The organism is Rhodococcus sp. 11-3, from assembly GCF_023704055.1.
GTDB lineage: Bacteria > Actinomycetota > Actinomycetes > Mycobacteriales > Mycobacteriaceae > Rhodococcus > Rhodococcus aetherivorans.
In genome coordinates, this window is the sequence record NZ_CP080406.1 from 20,986 (window position 1) to 39,444 (window position 18,459).

Here is an 18,459-nt window from a genome sequence, read left to right on the forward strand (position 1 = left end):
GTTCCAACTCGGTTCGAGGGCCTATAGCTCAGGCGGTTAGAGCGCTTCGCTGATAACGAAGAGGTCGGAGGTTCAAGTCCTCCTAGGCCCACTCCCCGTGCCGAAAGGGCAGCGAGCATGAAGGTTCTTCTCACTGTGGGAACCGTGGTGCTGGTGGCCGTCGGACTCGCTCGGATGTTGCGGAGCGAGGACGAATGGCACGAGGTCACCGGCCGCTGAGGCGGCAGACGGGGCCTTAGCTCAGTTGGTAGAGCGCTGCCTTTGCAAGGCAGATGTCAGGAGTTCGAATCTCCTAGGCTCCACAACGCACACTCGAATATCGACGACAGGCCCGGACATCACGGATGTCCGGGCCTGTCGTCGTGCCCGGTCACTTCTCCTCGGCGAGCTCGTCGAGGACCGCCGAGAGCCGGCGCATCGCGGCCAGTGCGCCGGCCAGGTCTTCCTCGCCCACGGCGTCGGCCAGGCGACGGGCGAAGGCGGCATGCGCCGGATCGATCCCGGACACCGCCTCGCGTCCCGCCGGGGTCGGCGCGACGAGCTTGGCGCGCCGGTGGGCCGGGTTGGGCAGGTACTCGGCGAGGCCTCGCTCGACCAGCAGGTCGGCGATCCGCTGCACGCTCTGGCGGGTGATCCCCATCGCGCGGGCGATGCCGGCGACCGGCAGGGGTTCGCGCAGCACGGCACCGAGGACCTGCCACCACGCCGCGGTGAGCCCGGCCGGGCGCGCGAGGGATTCGGCGACCTCGAGGAACTGTCCGTTGAGCCGGAACGACGTCAGAGCGAGGCCGCTGAGCAGTTCTTGTTCCGGGCGCTCGCTCATCCGGCCATGAGTTCGTAGAAGCCGGCGGGGTCGCGTCGGCCGTAGAGCTTGAACCAGGATTCGAGGACGTGCGGCTCGAACACCTCGAGGCGTTCGAGGATCGCGCGGGCGAACTCGACCGGGGCGGTGGCACTCGCGGTGATCAGATTCCGGTCGGTGACGGCCGGTTCGTCGCGGTAGAGATCCCCGCCCGCGTAGCCCACACTCGCCAGGAACTCGGCAGCGTTGCTCGTGTGCGCGCGATCGTCGAGCAGGCCGACGAGGGCGAGCCCGCCCGTGGCCCCGCAGATCGCGGCCACCGGGACCCCGGCCTCGAGGAAGTCGCGCGCCCGTTCGGCGAAGGGGGTGAACTGCTCGGTGTTCCAGATGTCGTTGCCCGCCAGGACGAGCATCGCGCTGTTCTCCGGCCGCACCTCGTCCAGGGTGGTGTCGGGGAGGATGCGGATTCCGCCCATGGTGGTGACGGGTTCGCGCGTGGCGCCGACGGTGGCGACGGCGTAGCGGCCGGGATGCTTGTGCCAGAGGGGCTTGTTGATGTGGGCGATCGCATGACCGACCTCCCAGTCGGCGAAGGTGTCGTACACGGCGACATGCACTGTCTCAGTCATGACAATATGCTGTCGATTTGACAGTCTATTGTCAATAGGGGAATCCGAAAGATGTCAACCCGTTTCACGTGAAACGTCGATGAGCTCGAGCAGATCGTGGACCGCCCGGCGGACCTCCTCCAGGTTCCGGCCGGATTCGATGAGCTCGGTGCCCTTGTGGACCACGGCGCCGACCAGTTCGGCGGCCAGTTCCGGATGCGGGGTCCCGTGCTCACGCAGGGCCTCGACGAGGGGGAGCACGAGCTCGCGGTGCAGCGTCTGCATGCGTTCGTCGGTGAAGGCCTGCGGCGTGACCGTGGCGAGCGCTCCGACGAGCGCGTGCTCGCCCTCGGCGACGAGCCGGAGGTTGGCGTCGACGTACGCGAGTACCCGGCCGGCCGGATCGCCGGCCTCGTCCATGGCGGCGATCACCTTCGCGTTCCAGCGCGGGAACATGTCCTCGACGACCGCGCGCAGCAGATCCTCCCGCGACCGGAAGTAGTGGTAGACGCTGGAGCGGGCGAGCCCGGCCCGGGCCGCGACCTCGCCCAGGCTCGGCGGGCGCTCCGGCGACTCGGTCAACAGTGCGTGAGCCGCATCGAGGAGTGCCCGTAGTTGGGTTGCGCGATGCTCGGCGACGGTAGCCGCAGAGATCTTCGGCACGGGCCCTCCTCGTGCGGTCAGCCGCGGGCGTGCAGCCTGCCGTCCACCATCTCCAGGATGCGGTCGCAATGCTCCAGCACGTCGTGGTCGTGGGTGACCATGATGCCAGCCACCCCCGCATCGTGGGTTTCCCGGGCAAGCAACTCGACTACCTCGTGGCTGCGGGTGCGGTCGAGGGCGGCGGTCGGTTCGTCGACGAGCAGCAGCGCCGGCCGCGAGACGAGGGCCCGGGCGATGCCGACCCGCTGGCGTTCGCCGCCGGAGAGCTGTCCGGGTCGCCGGTCGGCGCGATGGCTCATCCCGACCGCCCCGAGCAGCTCGTCCGGATCACGTCCGGGGCGACCGGTGATCTTCGGGACCAGCCGGAGCTGGTCGCGGGCGGTCAGGGCGGGAACGAGGTTCCCGGACTGGAAGACGAAGCCCACCCGCTCTCGCCGCAGCCGGGTCAGCGCCCGATTCGGCAGGGCGGAGACGTCGATCCCCGCCAGCGTGACGACACCCGTGGTGGGGCGGGTGAGACCGCCGGCGACGGCCAGCAGACTCGACTTGCCGGCGCCGGAGGGCCCGACGATCGCGACGAGCTCACCGGCGGCGACGTGCAGGTTCACGTCGTCCAGTGCCACGACGGTGTTGTCGCCGTCGCCGAAGCGGAGGGTGACGCCGGACAGGGCCAGGCCGGTGGTGGGGATGGTCGAGGTGGTCATCGGTTCTCTCCGAGGGCGGTGAGGGGATCGACGCGGGTGACGCGGACGACGGCAACGGCCGCGCCCAGCAGTCCCAGCAGGACCAGGATCGCGGCGCCGGACGCGACGGGGCCGGTCTCGAGCGCGAACGGCATGCCGCTGCCCTCGAGGCCCGACCCGAGGCCGAGGCCGAGGAGGACTCCGACGGTCACCGACGCGAGGAGCACGACCGTCGCCTGTGCCAGGCCGTCGCGCAGGAGGAAACCCGTGGAGGCGCCCATGGCCCGCAGCACGGCCAGTTCCCGGGAGCGCTGGACGGTCCAGATGCTGAAGAAGGCGCCGACGACGAGGGCGGAGATCGCGTACAGGAAGCCCTTGATGAGGGACATCGTCATCATCTCGGCGGAGTAGCCGGGGGAGGCGTCGAAGGATTCCTCGAGGGTCTTGGCGGCGGTGCCGGCGGCGGCATCGCCCGCGGCGAGGTCGGGCAGCCGGTCGTCGACACCCCGGACGGCGACGACGCTCGCCTCGGTGTAGACGCGCGGATCGGGTAGCTCGCCGGCCCGCGTGCCGGCGTGGATCGCCTGCCAGGTTCGCAGCGGCAGGTAGGCGACGTCGACGTGGCCGAAGGTGCGCTTGTCGGCGGTGAAGCCGGCGACCGTGAGTTCGGTGCCGAGGCGCTCGAGGACGATGGTGTCGCCGACGGCGATGCCCGCCTCGCGCACGGTGTCGCTGACCAGGATGTCGGTGTCGCCGGTGAGGGGACGCCCCTCGGCGGGCGCCGGTTCGAGGAACGAGCCGGGTTCGACGCCGAAGAGGGTGAGGTCGACCGGTGTGCCGGACGCGGTCCGGGCGTTGACGATGGCATTGCCGAGCAGCGCGGCGTCGGCGACGTCCGGCCGGGCGCGCCACGCGGCGGCCTGGTCCTCGGTGACGACGGATCGCGAGAACGCCGAGTCGGTGCGGGTGCCCTCGGCGAAGGCGAAGGCCTGGACCGGGGTGCGCTGGAGGGCCGAGACGCCGTCTGCCACGAGGCCGGAGGACAGGCCGGACAGGATGACCATCAGCACCGCCACCAGGGCTACGACGGTTCCCATGAGGAGGAAGCGGGTGCGCGCGAACCATAGTTCGCGCAGCGCGAGGAACATGTGGGCTCCTGAGGAAGATTTTATCGACGGACAGTCGACATCTTATCGACAATGTGTCGGCAAGTTCTGTGAGGCCGGTTACTACTTCCGGTAGTAGGAGGCGCGTATCCTGGCTGCATGTCTGCCGAGAAGGACTTCGCCGCACGCGTGCGCGGCGCCTTCGTCGGCGGCATGTCGGGGGCGGTGAGCATCGCCGCCCATGCGCTCGCCGGCGGGGCCGCGCCGGGACAGGCATCCGCGGTGTTGCTGCTCGCCGCCGCGGCCGCGGTGGGTCTGCTCGCCGCGGGCACGCGCCTGCCGATCGTCGGCGTGCTGGCCGCCGGGCAGGTGGTGGGCCACGGTGTCCTCTCCCTCGACACGGGACACGTCCACGTCCCCGGCGCGGGCATGCTGGCCGCCCACACGGCCGCGATCGTCGTCGCGGCGCTGCTCGTCCGCGGCGCCGAACACGGCTGCCGCGTCGGGCTCACCGCGGTGCGGCGCGCGAGTGTGCCGCCGTTCGCGCCGGCGCCCGTCGCCGTTCCCGGCTGGACGCCCGTCGCACACCATCCCCGGGTGCGGCGCGGCCTGCTCGTCGCCGCAGGTCTCGGCACCCGAGGTCCTCCCCACACGGTCTGATCCCAGCCCACCTCACGGTCACCGCTACGCGGGACCGCGCGCACGCGTGCGCACCCGGACCGATTTCGGAGAACCTCATGAAGAAGACCCTGTTCCTCGCTGCCGCCGCGGCCGCGACCCTGTTCGCCGCCGGATGCTCGTCCGACGAGCCGGCCGCCGCCTCCGCGGACTCGCTCACCGTCTCCTCGGCGTGGGCGAAGGCCGCCGAATCCGGCATGACCGGTGCTTTCGCCGAGCTCGAGAACACCGGCGACTCCGACATCCACATCGTCTCCGCCGCCAGCCCCAGCTCGGCCCGCACCGAGATCCACGAGATGGCGGCCGGCGACGGCGGCGCCATGGTGATGCGCGAAAAGGAGGACGGCCTGGTCATTCCCGCGCACAGCACCCACTCCCTCGCGCCCGGCAACGACCACCTGATGCTGATGGACCTCGTCGAGCCCGTCCTGCCCGGCACCGAGGTGACCTTCGAGCTGACCTTCGAGGACGGCTCGACCACCGAGTTCACCGCGCAGGTCCGCGACTTCTCCGGCGCACGGGAGAACTACCAGCCGAGCGCCGGCATGGGGGCGAACCACGGTGGCTGAGCTGAGCCGGCGGCGCCTCCTCGGGGGCGGCGCCGCCGTCCTCGGCGTCGCGGGCATCGGCGCGGCCGGGATCGGGACGGGCCTCGGCTATGCCGCCACGCGGGAGCCCGAGCCCACCGGCGGGCGCACCGTCGCCTTCCACGGCGTGCACCAGGCCGGCATCGACACCGAACCGCAGGCCTTCGCCGCGTTCGTCGCCCTGGATCTGCGCCCGGGCCTCGACCGGCGGGCGCTCGTCGGGATCATGAAGGTGTGGGCCGAGGACGGCCGCCGGCTCACCGAGGGCAGCCCTGCCCTCGGCGACACCGAGCCCGAACTCGCCCACGATCCCGCGCGGCTGACCGTGACCGTCGGATTCGGTCCCGCCGTGTTCGACGCGGCCGGCCTGGCGGCGCAGCGGCCCGAGTGGCTGCGGCCGCTGCCCGCGTTCTCGATCGATCGCCTCGAGGAGCGCTGGTCGGGCGGTGATCTGCTGGTGCAGGTCTGCGCCGACGACCCGGTCACCGTCTCGCACGCGACCCGCACGCTCGCCAAGAGCGTGCGGTCGCTGGCCACCGTGCGCTGGGTCCAGCGCGGGTTCCGCAACGCGGCGGACACCAAGCCCGCCGGCACCACGATGCGCAACCTCATGGGCCAGGTCGACGGCACGGTCAACCCGGCCGCGGGAAGCACGGACTTCGACCGGCAGGTGTGGAATCCCGGAACCCCGGCCTGGCTGGCCGGGGGCACGTCCGTGGTGGTGCGGCGTATCCGCATGGAACTCGACACGTGGGACGAGCTGGACCGGCCGGCCCGTGAACTCGCCGTGGGCCGGGACCTGGCCTCGGGGGCGCCGTTGACCGGCAACCGGGAGCACGACGATCCGGACTTCGCCGCCACCGACGTGCACGGCATTCCGGTGATCCCCCCGGAATCGCACGTCGCGCGGGCGCGGCCCCGGAACGCGAACGAGCGGTTCCTGCGGCGCGGCTACAACTACGACGACCCGGACGGCGCCGGGCTGCTGTTCGCGTCGTACCAGGCCGACGTGGACGCCCAGTTCGTTCCGGTGCAGCAGCGGCTCGCCGAGCACGACGCGCTGAACCCGTGGATCACGCCGATCGGGTCGGCGGTGTTCGCCGTCCCACCCGGATTCGGCCCCGGCGGATATCCGGGGGACACCCTGCTCGAGGGCTGACGGGCAGCGCTCCCGGCCGGGATCTGCTCGACGATCCCGGCCGGGGGTCCGTCATACCTACAGTTTGTATGGTTCCCGTCACGCCCCGCCGAAATGGCGCTACCGTCGAGATGGACACGCGTCCATCCGGGCGAGGGAAGGCGGGCACGCTCATGACCACAGCACTGCCGGAACGTCAGGGCTTCGGAACGCTGCGCGCGGGAGGTCTGCACTGGGACGCCTTCCCGCTGCGGCTGTTCGCGAAGGGTAACGCGAAGTTCTGGGATCCGCTCGAGCTGGACTTCAGCCGGGACGCGGCCGACTGGAACGAGCTCAACAGCGAACAGCACCGCAGCGCCACCTATCTCGTCGCGCAGTTCGTGGCCGGCGAGGAGGCCGTCACACAGGACATCCAGCCGTTCCTACGGGCGATGGCCGCCGAGGGCCGGCTCGGCGACGAGATGTACCTGACCCAGTTCTGCTTCGAGGAGGCCAAGCACACCCAGGTCTTCCGCCTGTGGATGGACGCGGTGGGCCTGACCGCGGACCTGCACTCCTACGTCGCGGACAATCCGTACTACCGGCAGCTGTTCTACGAGGAACTGCCCCATTCGTTGCGCGTCCTCGAGACCGATCCGAGTCCTGCCAATCAGGTCCGCGCCAGCGTCACCTACAACCACGTCATCGAGGGCAGTCTCGCCCTCACCGGGTACTACGCCTGGCAGAAGGTGTGCACGAAACGCGGAATCCTGCCCGGCATGCAGGAACTCGTGCGCCGGATCGGCGACGACGAACGCCGGCACATGGCGTGGGGCACGTTCACCTGCCGCCGCCACGTCGCAGCCGACGACTCGAACTGGGATGTCGTACAGCAGCGCATGGGGGAGTTGCTGCCGCTGGCGCTCGGCATGATCCAGTGGGTCAACGACCAGTTCGAGGAGCAGCCCTTCGGCCTCGACCCCGACGAGTTCGTCGCCTACGCGGCCGACCGGGCCCAGCGGCGGCTCGGGGCCATCGAATCCGCGCGCGGCCGGCCGGTCGAGGAGATCGACCTCGACTACAGCCCCGAGGTGCTCGAGGACAAGTTCGGCGCGGAGGACGCCGCGGAGCTGAACTCGCTCACGGAGGGCTGAACTCCGCGGTAGTAACAATCCGAACGGTCAGAGCAGCGCGACGGCCGCGAAGGCCAGCAGCAGGATCACTGCCACCACGGCCCCGATCGCCGAGTAGTTCCTGCTCGGCCGCGTGGTGACGGTGGTGACCGTCGCCCCGAAGGCCTCGTCGGCGCTGCTGTCATCGGACCGGGTGTCATCGGACCGGGCGTCGCCGGACCGGGGGTCGGAGGCGGTCGTCGCCGGGACGGGTGCGGGGCTCCCCGGTGCGCCGGCCGCCCTGTCTCGTTCCGCGGCCGCCTCGGCCCGCGCTCGTTCGGCCGCTTCGAGTTCCCGGATACGTGGGATGCCACCGGTGAGGACGTCGGTGACGTCGTACGACGGTGGCAGTCCGATCCGCGCCTTGACCACGCGCGCGGGCGTGAAACCCGCCGCCAGGATGGCGGCACCGAGGGCGGCGGTCTGCTCGGGGCCGGGGCCGACGAGAGTGCGCACGCCGAGTTTCGCGGCGAGGCTGTCCGCGATGGACTGCACATGCGAGCGGTCGCGCGCGACGAACCCGTCGCCCATCACCACCACGGCGTCGAGGTTGTGCGAAAGCCAGCCGAACGCGCCGAGCGCGGTAGCCAGCTGGGCCGCGGGAGACGGGGCGCTCTTGGCGGCGAAGCGGAACGCCTTGCCGGCCGACACACCGGAGCGCACGAGATTGACGGTCGAGCCGCCGTCGTCGACGTGGAAGATGCCGACGAGTTGTCCGGGGGTCTCCGAGATCTCCGACGCGTACCAGGTGGCCGCGGCCTCGGCGTCCGAGACGAGGGCGATGTGCCGCAGATCCGCGTAGTCGAGCGCGGCCCGCAGCGCGGCCACCGTGGACTGGTCCCACCGCGACGGGTAGGTGGCGGTGACAGCGGGCAGACCCCCGTCGGGCCCGCCGTCCGGCGGCAGCGGCTGGCACTCGTGCAACAGGCAGGCGATCGCCGTGGCCATCGAGTCCTCGGCCCGGTAGATGCGCCCGTCACTGGCGGTGACGCCGGCGGGATCGCCGACGCGGCCGAGGAAGCCCGACAGGTAGCGGGCCTCGCCGGCGGGATGCGGGGCGCCGCCGAGGACGGTGGTGCCGTCGGAGTCGATGTGCAGGACGGTGTCACGGGCTATGACGACGGGATCGGGGCTGCCGGGGTCGTTGGAGGCGAGCACCGCGGTGGACACCACGCTCCCGATCCGGAGACCGACTCCCACAGCCATGTCACACCTCCCGTAGACAACGATCGGCGTACATCTTGCTACCGACTCGGCCACGTCCGGGGAAGCCGCGCCGTAGGACCGCGCGGGAGATTGCCGTGCCCACTAGGATCCGCGCGTGACGTAAGCACAGCCCGTATGCCCCTGCGGTTACCAGGCCGATCACCCGGTGGTCGTTCGCGCTGCTGCTGCGGGAGCCGGACTGGTTGCGGGAGCCGCTCGGCCCGGATGTGGATCCGGGCATGCGGTGGCTGCCCTTCGGCACGTTCTGGCAGGTCACGCTCGACATGGTGTTCTCCGCCGACGTCCCGTCCGGGTTCGGCCACGCCTACGGGCCGGAGGCCGCGCAGTTGTGGGCGGACATCCTCGCCCCCGACGGCTGGGACGACGCGGTCACCCACCGGGTGCAGAACGCCCTGCCCGCCCAGCCCGGCGACGAGTGACGCCGCTCCGTCGCCGTGGCACCGTCAGGTTCTCGGCCGGAACGCCCGCCGGGGCGGGAACGCCTGCCGGGCGTGGGTCAGCAGGAACACGCTGATCACGATCACCCACGCCGGGAAGACGAGCGTGAGCCACAGCGCCTCGGTCACCGCGAACAGCAGAACCAGGGCGAGCAGGTACGTGGGTAGGACCAGCCATCGGGGCATGAGTCCGGTGCGCAGCCAGATGGTGGCCAGCGAGATCATGAAGACCGCGGCCATGCGGATCGAATAGACGTTGCTGATCTGCAGGATCAGCGCGTGCGCGAAGGCGGCGGATTCCTGGGCGGGCACCGCCTCCGCCCGGTCCGCCAGGAACAGCCCGCCGGCGCTGGCCATCGTGACGAGGATCAGCGCCAGGAACAACAGGCCGCTACCGACGAAGACCGTCGAGAAGAACTGGTCCTCGAGGTCTCCCAGCCGGTGCCGGAGCGCACCGATGAACCACAGGAACGCGATGCAGGCGAACTGGGCCAGCGTCAGCGCCACGGTGAGCCGTGAGCGGCCGGCGTCCAGCCACTCGGTGCTGCCGAAGGGATCGGCGGGGATCGCCTGACGGATCAGGACGATGCTCGTCGCGAACAGGACGGCGAACACGATCCCGACGACGGCGGCGGTGTGCGGTGTGGTCAGTCGGTGCAGTTGCGGTTCGCTGCGCTCCCCGGTCATGACCGGATTGTCCCCGACCAGCGGCGATGCCCGGGGGCGAACGACGGACCGCGGTGCGAATCGGGGTTCGCGAGCCCCCGGATCACGTACTTACGCGCCGGTAAGTTAGGTGTTACAGTGCGTACCGCTTGTGTCGTCCGACACACGGACAGCTACCTGTGAAGGGACCATGGGGATGGGGATGGGGATGGGGATCGCCAGACGGTGGATCGGCGCTGCGGCGACGGCCGCGGCCCTGACAGGAGCGATGCTTGCCACGCCGGCGACGGCGAGCGCGGATGCGAACTTCTACGATCCTCCGCTCGACCTGGTCGGAGCCTCCGGCGACGTCCTCCGCAGCGGGCCGTCCGACCTCTCCATTCGCGTCCCGTCGCCGCAGGGCGTGTTCCCCGCGCAGGGCACCCGGCTGCTGTACCGCAGCCTCGACGCCACCGGCGAACCCAGCGCCGTCGGCGGCACCTACCTCGAGCCGTCGCTGCCGTGGAACGGGCCGGGGCCGCGACCGCTCGTCGCCATCGCGCCGGGCACCCAGGGCCAGGGCGACCAGTGTGCACCGTCCAAGCAGCTGAACTCGCTCGTGTCCTACACCCCGCCGCTCGACCTGTTCACCGAGTACGAACTGCTCTCGATCAACACCATGCTGCTGCAGGGCATCGCCGTCGTCGTCACCGACTACGACGGGCTCGGCACACCGGGGCACCACACGTACGTCAACCGGCTCGCCGAGGCGCACGCGGTGCTGGATGCGGTCCGGGCGGCGCAGAGCCTGCCCGCCACGTCCATCACCCCCGACGGTCCTGTCGGCCTGTGGGGGTACTCCCAGGGCGGCGGTGCCGTGGCTGCGGCCGCAGAACTGCAGCCGACCTACGCGCCCGAGCTGAACGTCGTGGGGGCCTATGCCGGCGCGCCGCCCGCGGACCTCGAGGCCACGCTCAGCCAGGTCGACGGAACGGCGCTCACCGGCGTGATCGGCTACACGATCAACGGCCTCGGCGAGGCCTACCCCGAGCTCCGGGATCTCGTCGACGCCGAGGTCAACGACCGTGGACGCGAGATGCTGCATTCGGTGGCGAACCAGTGCGCGCCGGAGACGATCTTCCGTTACGGCTTCCAGCGCACGAGCGACTACACCCGCACGGGTGAACCGCTGAGCGTGGTCGTCGATCGGTTGCCGGAGGCGAAGGAAGCCATCGCCGCGCAGCGGATCGGACGTCTGCAGCCGTCGGTGCCGGTACTCGTGCAGCACGGGACGATGGACGACATCGTGCCCTACGGACAGGGTCGCCAGCTCGCGGCGGACTGGTGCGCCCTCGGCGCCACCGTCCAGTTCTCCCCGAACACCACCCCGCCCGTCCTGCCGGGCCTGGCCGTCAATCACGCGCTTCCTCTGGTCGCGGGGATGCCCGAGGCGGTCGCCTACCTGAACGACCGGTTCGCGAATCGGCCCGCCCCGTCCAACTGCGGCGCCTTCTGACCCACCACGGCGTTGGATCCGCCGCAAGGGGCGGTCAGCCGCGACAGCGATTGCTGTCGCGGCTGACCGGAGCCCGCGCGGCCGGCGGCCCGTTCACACCACCGGATGGTCGGCGCCGAGGAATCTGCGGGCGAGGTTCTGCTCCACCGACGGCCCGGGCGACCATTCGGCGATCCACGGGCCCGTACCCTCGCTGGGATCGATCACGCCCTTCTCCAGCCAGGTGTAGCGCCCGTCGAGGACGTCGGCCGTGAGCTGCCGGTCGGCATCGTCGGTGTGCGTCCACAACGCGGCGAACAGCGAGTCCACGCGGAGCTTCGCCTGGAGGCAGAAGACGTCGGCGAGTTCGTAGGCCGCGTCCGTATCGGGGTGGCCGTCGGTGTGGTACATCTGCGCCCGCACGCAACTCGCCGACATGGCGAACAGCTCCGCGCCGATATCGACGAGCCGCCCCAGGAAATTCTGCCGCCTCTCCAGACCGCCCTGCCACCGGGCCATGCCGTAGAACGTGGACCGAGCGAGCTTGCGTGAACACCGCTCCACGTAGCGCAGATGGTGTGCCAGGGGACCGAATTCGCCGTACGAGGTGGGTAGCTGGCCCCTGCCCGCCACCAACTGGGGCAGCCACTTGGCGTAGAAGCCGCTCGCCTTGGCGGCGGCCCGGGCCTTCGTGTCCAGAGTGGCTTTCGGATCCGCCAGCTCACCCGCCACCCGCAGGTGGGCGTCGACGGCTTCGCGGGCGACGAAGAGCCGCATGATCTCGCTCGAGCCCTCGAAGATCCGGTTGATCCGCAGGTCCCGCAGGAGCTGCTCGGCGGGCACCATCCGCTCACCCCGGGCCGCGAGCGACGCCGCCGTCTCGTAGCCGCGTCCCCCTCGGATCTGCATCAACTCGTCGGCGATCTCGCAGGCCACCTCGCTGGACCACAGCTTGGCCAGGGCCGCCTCGATGCGGATGTCGTTGCGGTCCTCGTCGCACATCTGGCCGGTCAGTTCCACCACGGCCTCGAGGGCGAACGTGGTGGCGGCGATGTATCCGATCTTGCCGGCGATCGCATCGTGCCGGCCCACCGGCCGACCCCACTGGACGCGGGTGCCGGACCATTCCCGGGCGATCTTGAGCGCCCACTTGCCCGCACCGGCGCACATCGACGGGATCGCGAGCCGGCCGGCGTTGAGGGTGGTCAGGGCGATCTTCAGGCCGTCGCCCTCGCGGCCGATGAGGTTCTCCTTCGGCACCCGCACCTTGTACAGCCGGGTGAGGCCGTTCTCGATCCCCTTCAGGCCCAGGAACGAGTTGCGGCGTTCGACGGTGATGCCCGGGGTGTTCGCCTCGACGACGAACGCCGAGATGCCACCGCGGTGGCCCTCGCTGCGCGGCACCCGCGCCATCACCACCAGCAGTTCGGCGACCACTCCGTTGGTGGTCCACAGCTTCAGGCCGTCGAGTTCGTACGCGTCGCCGTTCTCCACCGGCACCGCCGTCGAGGCGAGACGGGCGGGATCGGAACCCACGTCGGGTTCGGTCAGCAGGAAGGCCGAGATCGCCCCTCGCGCACACCGCGGGAGGAAAGCGCGTTTCTGTTCGGGTGTCCCGGCCAGCTTCAGGGGTTCGGGCACTCCGATGGATTGATGCGCCGACAACAGAACGCCCAGGCTCGGGTGGGCGCTGGCCACGAGCATCAGCGCGCGGTTGTAGGCCACCTGCGACAGTCCCAGGCCGCCGTACTCCTGGGAGATCTTCATGCCGAAGCAGCCGAGCTCGGCCAATCCGGCGACGTATTCGTCGGGGATCCGGGCCTCGCGCTCGATGCGGCTGCCGTCCACACCCTCGCAGAAGCGGCGAAGCTCTGCCAGGAACCCTTCGGTACGGGCCTCCTCGTCGGGGGTGGGCCGCGGGAACGGATGGATGAGGTCGAGGGTCAGACGTCCGAGAAACAACTCCTTTGCGAACGACGGCTTGTGCCAGGTGGTCTCGCGGGACTCCTCTGCGAGCGCGCGCGACTGTTCCTCGCTGGCGTGTACCTGTTGTGCCATGTGATGCCTCCCCGATAGGACTGCTACCGGCGAGTATCCACCTGTTCTGTGATGCACATCACGCGATTCGGCGGATCGGTACCCATGAGTAACCGACGGCGCGGGGGTGGGGCGGATCACGGTCCGACGGGGCTGCCGGCGCGACAGAGCCCCCGCCCGTGTCCGTAGGCTGGACATGTCATCGACGACGTACCCGAGCACCTCCACCTTCCCGCTCGCGCGGACCACCGCTGGAGGCCGACATGGAATTCCTCGCGTCCGTACCTGTTGTGCTGCTGTTGACCGTCCTGATCTATGTCGTGACCGGCCGGATCGTCGACCTGGAAGTGCGCGTCACCGAACGACAACTGCAGAAGGAAGGGCAGGCCGCGATCGACGCGACCTGCCCCGGATCCGATTCCGTCCCGTGACCCCGGGCGGAACTCAGTCCTGCTTCTTCGGGCCCCCTGCGGGACCGGCCGACGGCTTCGGTTTCGCCGCGGTTCCCTTGCTGCCGGCGGCCTCGCTCTTCGGCTCGGCGGCCGGCTTCGGAGCCGTTCCCTCCTTGGCCGCGTGCTTTCCGGTCGGGGGCGCCTCGGCCGTCCCCTTCGGGACGGTGGTGGGCTCGGCCGTCCCCTTCGTGGCGGTGGTGGGCTCGGCCTTCGGCGTCGCGGCTGCCGTCGGGGTCGCCTTCGGCGTCGGCGCGGGCACCGCGGGGGCAGCCGTCCCGCCCTCGGGCCGAGGTGCGGCCTTCCTCGTCGCGGCCGATTCGGGCTTCGGGGCCACGGCCTCGGGCGTCGCGGCCGGCCCGGGCTTCGCCTCGGGTGCGGCAGCCTCCGGCTTCGGTGCGCCAGCCTCCGGCTTCGGGGCGGCAGCCTCCGGCTTCGGTGCGGCAGCCTCCGGCTTCGGTGCGGCAGCCTCCGGTGTCGCGACCGGCCCGGGCTCGGGGGTGACCGGCTCGATCCGCGGCGGCTCCGGCGCGACCGGCGGATGATCCCCGAGACGGCTGCGGTAGAACACAACTCCGCCGGCGGCGACGACGCCGAGCGCGCCGACCGTCACCAGGATCCTGCGGCCCCGCCCGCGGGGTGCTGCCTCGATCGTCGCCGCGGCTCGCGCGCGGCGGCACTCCCGGCTTCCGGCCATGTTCCGGGCGAGGTCGAGACCCTTGCGGGCGACCAGCAGGCCGGTGAAGAGCGGCCCCCGCGCGAGGGCCGTAGCGCCCTGCCCTGCGAGCTTCAGGTAGCCACCGGCGCCCTCGGACTTCTTCGGGGGGCGCACGAGTTCGCTGCCGGCGCCGGACCCGATCTTGGTTCTGGACTCGCTCACACTCGTCATGTACCCACTTTTGCACAGCGGATCCCCGCGGCCGGGGTTCGCGAGACGGACCGCCCCGGTGTCGCAGACCCGGATGGCACGATGGAGGGGTGACTTCACCTCAAAAGACCGCAACCGCGACTCTGCACACCAACCGCGGCGACATCGTGATCTCGCTCTTCGGCAACCACGCTCCGAAGACGGTCGAGAACTTCGTCGGCCTCGCGAACGGCACCAAGGAGTACAAGACCCAGAACGCCAAGGGGGAGACCAGTGGCCCGTTCTACGACGGTGCGGTTTTCCACCGCGTCATCGACGGCTTCATGATCCAGGGCGGCGACCCGACCGGCACCGGTCGTGGCGGCCCGGGCTACCAGTTCGCCGACGAGTTCCACCCCGAGCTGCAGTTCGACCGCAGCTACCTGCTGGCCATGGCCAACGCCGGCCCGGGCACCAACGGTTCGCAGTTCTTCATCACCGTCGGGCCGACCCCCCACCTGAACCGACGCCACACCATCTTCGGTGAGGTCGCCGACGAGGCGTCGAAGAAGGTCGTCGACGCGATCGCCACGACGGCGACGGACCGCGCGGACCGCCCGGTCGAGCCCGTCGTCATCGAGAGCATCACCATCTCCTGAATCTCCGGAAGAGACCGATATGACGAACCCCGGCTGGGGCCACGCGGCCGGCGGGGGCGGCCACCCGCCCCAGCCGCGGTGCGTCCGGCATCCCGATCGCCCGACCCTGCTCTCGTGCAGCCGATGCGGGCGACCGGCCTGCCCCGACTGCCTGCGGCCCGCCGCAGTGGGTCAGCAGTGCGTCGACTGCGTCGCGGCCGCCCAGCGCGATGTCCCGCAGGCCCGCACCGTCGCGGGGGCGCCCATGCGGGCGCAGACGAACACCCCCCTCGTGACCTACATCCTGATCGCGCTGAACACCGCGATCTTCGCGATCACCGCCGCCCAGTCCGGCAGCGTGATGAACAACGAGCGCTCGTCGAGCCTGTTCTTCGAGTGGGCGCTGTGGCCGCCGATGATCGCGGTGCGCGACGAATACATCCGCGTGCTCGGCAGCGGGTTCCTGCACTTCGGTGTGCTGCACCTCGCGGTCAACATGTTCGCGCTGTACGTGATCGGGCGTGACACCGAACTCGTCCTCGGCCGGCTTCGGTACCTGGCCGTATACCTGGTGTCCATCCTCGGCGGATCCGCCGCGGTGATGCTGCTCCAGACCGACGCCGTGACCGCCGGTGCCTCCGGCGCCGTGTTCGGCCTGCTGGGCGCGCAGGCGGTGATCCTGATGCGGCTGCGGCGCAGCCCCGCGCCGGTGCTGATGATCGTCGTCCTCAACGTCGTCATCAGCATCACCATCCCGGGCATCTCCCTGTGGGGACACCTCGGCGGCCTGGCCGCGGGTGCGGCGGCGACGGCGGCGCTGTTGTTCGCGCCGCGGGCGCTGGGCGCGGGCGACGACCGTGCCCGCTTCGTCCGGACGGGCTGGCTCGCGCTGGCAGCCGTCACGGTGGTCACCGTGCTGGTCCTCGTGCTGGCGGTCCTGCGCCTGCGGGCTCAGCTCGGCGTCTGATCCGGCGCCAGCCCCCGCACCGCGAGCGCGTCGTACACCGTGCGGGGGTCGGTGCCCAGGTCCCAGCGCCCGAAGATCAGCAGCTGCTCGTCGCCGCGGGGATCGCGCACGTCGATCTCCAGCATCGGCACGCGACGGCCGAGCCGCGGATACGCGACGATCCGCACCCGCATCAGGGCCGCGCGGGGCAGCTCGCGTCGTCCCGACAGACGGGTGACGGCCAGCCCGGCGCCGTCCGGAAGCACCTCGAGCCGCGGACGCTGACGGACCGCGAGGGCCGCGACCGCGAACGCCACCACGGCCGCGAGCCCGACGAGCGTGCGACCGGCGGCATCGGCCGTCGTCGCCGCGGCGACGGCGAGCACAATGCCGCCCGCCGTGAGCGCGGCGATCGCGAGCGGGGGTGTGGACCAGCGGAGCGATTTAGCCGCCACGGGGAGCTTTCCCCAGTTCATCCACAGGTTTGTCCACAGGTGGGGATGAACTACATCCCTGTAACCTCACCGCCATCTCATGGTCATGATCAGGCCGACGATCATGAACCCGAAGCCGATGAGGAAGTTGTACGCACCGAGGTCGTTCATCCACGAGATCTGCTCGGCCGCGAGGTAGTACACCACCAGCCAGGCCAGGCCGACGAGCATGAAGCCGAGCATCAGCGCGACGTACCAGGTGCTCGACGGGCCCGCCTTCACCTTCACGGGGGTTCGGCTCACCGGGTTGATCGTGTAGTCGGTCTTCTTCCGGACCTTCGACTTGGGCATGACGTCCTCGTTCGTGCGGTACCGCGCGGGGCGGACAGGTAGGTTGGGCAGCTACCTGATGTGTACTGCCAGTGTGAGTACACGCTAACGCAGAATCCGGAACGGAGGGTCCACGTGTCGGACGGCCGGGCCCGCGCGCTCGGGTGGACTGCCGCCGCGCTGGCCGTGTGTCTGCTCGCCGGGTTGCTGCTCGGCACCACCCGCGGGGTCTCCGACGGCGCGGAACTGCGCGTGAGCGACTCCGCGCGGCTGTCCGATCTCGTGCGGGCGGCGCAGGCCAAGGCCGACGAGCTCGCCGCCACCCGCGACGACCTCGCGGGACGCGTCGCCGAGCTGCAGGCGCAGGCCGCGGCCACCGACGACGACGTCGCCGCGGTGCTCGCCGACACCGCCGCCCTCGAGGACCCCGCCGGGCTGACCGCACGGCGTGGCCCGGGCGTCACCGTCAGCCTCACCGATGCCCCGCGCGGCGCCGACGGCCGGTATCCGGCGGACGCGTCGCCCGACGATCTCGTGGTGCACCAGCAGGACGTGCAGAGCGTGCTCAACGCGATGTGGGCCGGCGGGGCGGAGGCGATCGCCATGCAGGATCAGCGGATCGTCGCGACGTCGGCGCCGCGCTGCATCGGCAACACCCTGCTGCTGCACGGCCGCACCTACTCCCCGCCGTACGTGATCACCGCGCTGGGCGACCCCGCCCGGCTCGAGGCGGCGCTGGCCGCCGAGCCGGGCATCCGCGTGTACAGGCAGTACGCGGGCCGCTACGGGTTGGGCTACACGCAGCAGGCGTCGGATGCCCTGTCGGTACCCGCCTACACGGGCGGAACGACGCTGCGCTGACGGGTCGGTACCCTTTCCGCATGCGCATCCTCGTCGTCGACAACTACGACAGCTTCGTCTTCAATCTCGTGCAGTACCTGGGGCAGCTCGGTACCCGGGCCGAGGTGTGGCGCAACGACGACGAGCGGCTCACCGGCCCCGGCGCCGCGGACCGGATCGCGGCCGAGTTCGACGGGATCCTCCTCAGCCCCGGTCCGGGCACCCCGCAGCGGGCCGGCGCCAGCATGGACCTCGTGCGTGCCTGCGCCGCCGCGAGCACACCGCTGCTCGGCGTCTGCCTGGGCCATCAGGCGATCGGTGCCGCCTTCGGCGCGACGGTCGACCGTGCCCCGGAGCTGCTGCACGGCAAGACCAGCTCGGTGTGGCACGACGGCACCGGTGTGCTGGCCGGCCTGCCGGATCCGTTCACCGCGACGCGCTACCACTCGCTCACGGTGCTGCCGCAGACGATGCCCGACGAGCTCGTGCCGACCGGATACACCGAGAGCGGCATCGTCATGGCCCTGCGGCATCGCGAGCTGCCGATCCACGGCGTCCAGTTCCACCCCGAGTCGGTCCTCACCCAGGGCGGTCACCGGATGCTGGCGAACTGGCTGGCCGTGTGCGGCGAGGCGCCGGACGAGCAGCTGGTGGCCCGGCTGGAGGCGGAGATGGCGAAGGCGCTCGCGGGCGGCGCCGCCTGAGCCGTCCGCTCCGC

The 18,459-nt window shown here is 70.9% G+C and carries 21 protein-coding genes, 2 tRNA genes and 1 pseudogene; 13 read left to right on the top strand and 11 right to left on the bottom strand.

The window, feature by feature from the left end; genetic code table 11:
- Positions 1 to 17: 17 nt before the first annotated feature.
- Positions 18 to 91, top strand: a tRNA-Ile gene (locus KZJ41_RS00085).
- A 138-nt stretch (positions 92 to 229) separates the two neighbouring features.
- A tRNA-Ala gene (locus tag KZJ41_RS00090) sits at positions 230 to 302 on the top strand.
- Between the two features lie 68 nt (positions 303 to 370).
- Here the strand turns inward: KZJ41_RS00090 and KZJ41_RS00095 are convergent.
- Genes KZJ41_RS00095 through KZJ41_RS00115 form a run of 5 tightly spaced genes read right to left on the bottom strand, consistent with a single transcriptional unit; the run spans position 371 to position 3,904 of the window.
- Positions 371 to 823 (bottom strand): MarR family winged helix-turn-helix transcriptional regulator, encoded by a 453-nt coding sequence (locus tag KZJ41_RS00095; protein ID WP_043799097.1) that lies wholly within the window; start codon positions 821 to 823, stop codon positions 371 to 373.
- Positions 820 to 1,431 (bottom strand): type 1 glutamine amidotransferase family protein, encoded by a 612-nt coding sequence (locus KZJ41_RS00100; RefSeq protein WP_251549980.1) that lies wholly within the window; start codon positions 1,429 to 1,431, stop codon positions 820 to 822. The genes KZJ41_RS00095 and KZJ41_RS00100 overlap by 4 nt, the downstream gene beginning before the upstream one ends.
- 54 nt (positions 1,432 to 1,485) lie before the next feature.
- Entirely contained in the window at positions 1,486 to 2,073 is a 588-nt protein-coding gene (locus KZJ41_RS00105; RefSeq protein ID WP_251549982.1) for a TetR/AcrR family transcriptional regulator, read from the bottom strand.
- A gap of 17 nt (positions 2,074 to 2,090) precedes the next feature.
- Positions 2,091 to 2,777 carry an ABC transporter ATP-binding protein gene (locus KZJ41_RS00110; RefSeq protein WP_168578828.1) on the bottom strand — a complete coding sequence of 229 codons (687 nt, stop codon included), beginning with the start codon at positions 2,775 to 2,777 and terminating at the stop codon, positions 2,091 to 2,093.
- Positions 2,774 to 3,904, bottom strand: coding sequence for an FtsX-like permease family protein (locus KZJ41_RS00115; protein WP_006934490.1), 1,131 nt, complete (start codon positions 3,902 to 3,904; stop codon positions 2,774 to 2,776). Before KZJ41_RS00115 ends, KZJ41_RS00110 begins: the two co-directional genes overlap by 4 nt.
- Positions 3,905 to 4,021: 117 nt before the next feature.
- Here KZJ41_RS00115 and KZJ41_RS00120 point away from each other — a divergent pair, with 117 nt between their 5' ends.
- The 4 genes from KZJ41_RS00120 (at position 4,022) to KZJ41_RS00135 (ending at position 7,398) form a co-directional block, all read left to right on the top strand.
- Entirely contained in the window at positions 4,022 to 4,522 is a 501-nt protein-coding gene (locus tag KZJ41_RS00120; protein WP_029546814.1) for a hypothetical protein, read from the top strand.
- A 77-nt stretch (positions 4,523 to 4,599) separates the two neighbouring features.
- Positions 4,600 to 5,109: a copper chaperone PCu(A)C gene (locus tag KZJ41_RS00125; protein ID WP_006934494.1), complete on the top strand. Its 510-nt coding sequence runs from the start codon at positions 4,600 to 4,602 to the stop codon at positions 5,107 to 5,109.
- Positions 5,102 to 6,286: a Dyp-type peroxidase gene (locus tag KZJ41_RS00130; RefSeq protein WP_029546815.1), complete on the top strand. Its 1,185-nt coding sequence runs from the start codon at positions 5,102 to 5,104 to the stop codon at positions 6,284 to 6,286. The genes KZJ41_RS00125 and KZJ41_RS00130 overlap by 8 nt, the downstream gene beginning before the upstream one ends.
- A gap of 152 nt (positions 6,287 to 6,438) precedes the next feature.
- Positions 6,439 to 7,398: a R2-like ligand-binding oxidase gene (locus tag KZJ41_RS00135; RefSeq protein ID WP_006934498.1), complete on the top strand. Its 960-nt coding sequence runs from the start codon at positions 6,439 to 6,441 to the stop codon at positions 7,396 to 7,398.
- A 27-nt stretch (positions 7,399 to 7,425) separates the two neighbouring features.
- Here the strand turns inward: KZJ41_RS00135 and KZJ41_RS00140 are convergent, their stop codons facing one another.
- Positions 7,426 to 8,622, bottom strand: coding sequence for a hypothetical protein (locus tag KZJ41_RS00140; protein ID WP_065923251.1), 1,197 nt, complete (start codon positions 8,620 to 8,622; stop codon positions 7,426 to 7,428).
- Positions 8,623 to 8,777: 155 nt separating this feature from the next.
- On the opposite strand from KZJ41_RS00140, the pseudogene KZJ41_RS00145 reads away from it, so the two are divergent.
- A pseudogene (locus KZJ41_RS00145) lies at positions 8,778 to 9,062 on the top strand (alpha/beta-hydrolase family protein); the annotation flags it as partial.
- A gap of 24 nt (positions 9,063 to 9,086) precedes the next feature.
- Here KZJ41_RS00145 and KZJ41_RS00150 read toward each other — a convergent pair.
- Entirely contained in the window at positions 9,087 to 9,767 is a 681-nt protein-coding gene (locus KZJ41_RS00150; RefSeq protein ID WP_029546818.1) for a hypothetical protein, read from the bottom strand.
- A 187-nt stretch (positions 9,768 to 9,954) separates the two neighbouring features.
- On the opposite strand from KZJ41_RS00150, the gene KZJ41_RS00155 reads away from it, so the two are divergent.
- Entirely contained in the window at positions 9,955 to 11,241 is a 1,287-nt protein-coding gene (locus tag KZJ41_RS00155) for a lipase family protein (RefSeq protein ID WP_029546819.1), read from the top strand.
- Positions 11,242 to 11,334: 93 nt separating this feature from the next.
- Here the strand turns inward: KZJ41_RS00155 and KZJ41_RS00160 are convergent, their stop codons facing one another.
- Complete coding sequence (locus KZJ41_RS00160) at positions 11,335 to 13,278, bottom strand: acyl-CoA dehydrogenase family protein (RefSeq protein WP_029546820.1); 1,944 nt, start codon at positions 13,276 to 13,278, stop codon at positions 11,335 to 11,337.
- A 242-nt stretch (positions 13,279 to 13,520) separates the two neighbouring features.
- Here KZJ41_RS00160 and KZJ41_RS00165 point away from each other — a divergent pair, with 242 nt between their 5' ends.
- The gene (locus KZJ41_RS00165; RefSeq protein ID WP_196813341.1) at positions 13,521 to 13,688 is read left to right on the top strand and encodes a hypothetical protein; all 168 of its coding nucleotides are present in this window, start codon (positions 13,521 to 13,523) and stop codon (positions 13,686 to 13,688) included.
- Positions 13,689 to 13,701: 13 nt separating this feature from the next.
- On the opposite strand, the gene KZJ41_RS00170 is transcribed toward KZJ41_RS00165, so the two are convergent.
- On the bottom strand, positions 13,702 to 14,595 hold the full coding sequence (locus KZJ41_RS00170) for an alginate biosynthesis protein AlgP (RefSeq protein WP_232334133.1): 894 nt from the start codon (positions 14,593 to 14,595) through the stop codon (positions 13,702 to 13,704).
- An 89-nt stretch (positions 14,596 to 14,684) separates the two neighbouring features.
- On the opposite strand from KZJ41_RS00170, the gene KZJ41_RS00175 reads away from it, so the two are divergent.
- Together KZJ41_RS00175 and KZJ41_RS00180 are read left to right on the top strand one after the other, a co-directional pair.
- The gene (locus KZJ41_RS00175) at positions 14,685 to 15,212 is read left to right on the top strand and encodes a peptidylprolyl isomerase (RefSeq protein ID WP_006942206.1); all 528 of its coding nucleotides are present in this window, start codon (positions 14,685 to 14,687) and stop codon (positions 15,210 to 15,212) included.
- A gap of 19 nt (positions 15,213 to 15,231) precedes the next feature.
- Positions 15,232 to 16,158 (top strand): rhomboid family intramembrane serine protease, encoded by a 927-nt coding sequence (locus KZJ41_RS00180; RefSeq protein ID WP_006942204.1) that lies wholly within the window; start codon positions 15,232 to 15,234, stop codon positions 16,156 to 16,158.
- Here the strand turns inward: KZJ41_RS00180 and KZJ41_RS00185 are convergent.
- Together KZJ41_RS00185 and crgA are read right to left on the bottom strand one after the other, a co-directional pair.
- Positions 16,143 to 16,613: a PH domain-containing protein gene (locus KZJ41_RS00185; RefSeq protein WP_065923249.1), complete on the bottom strand. Its 471-nt coding sequence runs from the start codon at positions 16,611 to 16,613 to the stop codon at positions 16,143 to 16,145. The genes KZJ41_RS00180 and KZJ41_RS00185 overlap by 16 nt on opposite strands.
- 45 nt (positions 16,614 to 16,658) lie before the next feature.
- Positions 16,659 to 16,922, bottom strand: a complete 264-nt coding sequence (gene crgA, locus KZJ41_RS00190; RefSeq protein ID WP_006942200.1) for a cell division protein CrgA — start codon at positions 16,920 to 16,922, stop codon at positions 16,659 to 16,661.
- A gap of 114 nt (positions 16,923 to 17,036) precedes the next feature.
- Between crgA and KZJ41_RS00195 the strand changes: the two genes are divergently transcribed.
- Entirely contained in the window at positions 17,037 to 17,762 is a 726-nt protein-coding gene (locus tag KZJ41_RS00195) for a DUF881 domain-containing protein (protein ID WP_006942197.1), read from the top strand.
- Between the two features lie 20 nt (positions 17,763 to 17,782).
- Positions 17,783 to 18,445, top strand: a complete 663-nt coding sequence (locus KZJ41_RS00200; RefSeq protein ID WP_006942196.1) for an aminodeoxychorismate/anthranilate synthase component II — start codon at positions 17,783 to 17,785, stop codon at positions 18,443 to 18,445.
- Positions 18,446 to 18,459 lie beyond the last annotated feature (14 nt).